This window comes from Methylobacterium organophilum, from assembly GCF_022179465.1.
Taxonomy (GTDB): domain Bacteria; phylum Pseudomonadota; class Alphaproteobacteria; order Rhizobiales; family Beijerinckiaceae; genus Methylobacterium; species Methylobacterium organophilum.
Map to the genome: position 1 here is coordinate 1 of NZ_BPQV01000079.1, position 229 is coordinate 229.

Consider the following 229-nt stretch of genomic DNA (forward strand, 5'->3'; position numbering starts at 1 on the left):
TTCTTGCCTTCCCCCGCCGGCCGGCCCCACTTCTTGGGCGAGGAGCCGGACGGTCTGCTCCCGCGCTCGCCCCTCCCCCACCACGTAGACGAAGGCCTCGCCGTCCTCGGTCCGCACCGCCCCCGCAGCGAGCAGGAGGACCTCGGTCAGGACCTCGGGGTAGCGGACCTCCGCCGCCCCGTGCAGGAAGGAGCCTGTGGGGCTCAAGGTCACGCCCCCCCGGCGTGTC

General features: G+C 74.2%; 1 protein-coding gene. It reads right to left on the reverse strand.

The features are described 5' to 3' along the window. Window positions 1-207, reverse strand: a 207-nt coding sequence (locus tag MFF21_RS23865) for a hypothetical protein (RefSeq protein WP_238315065.1), incomplete at its 3' end; no start/stop codon positions are given. Between the last annotated feature and the right edge of the window lie 22 nt (window positions 208-229).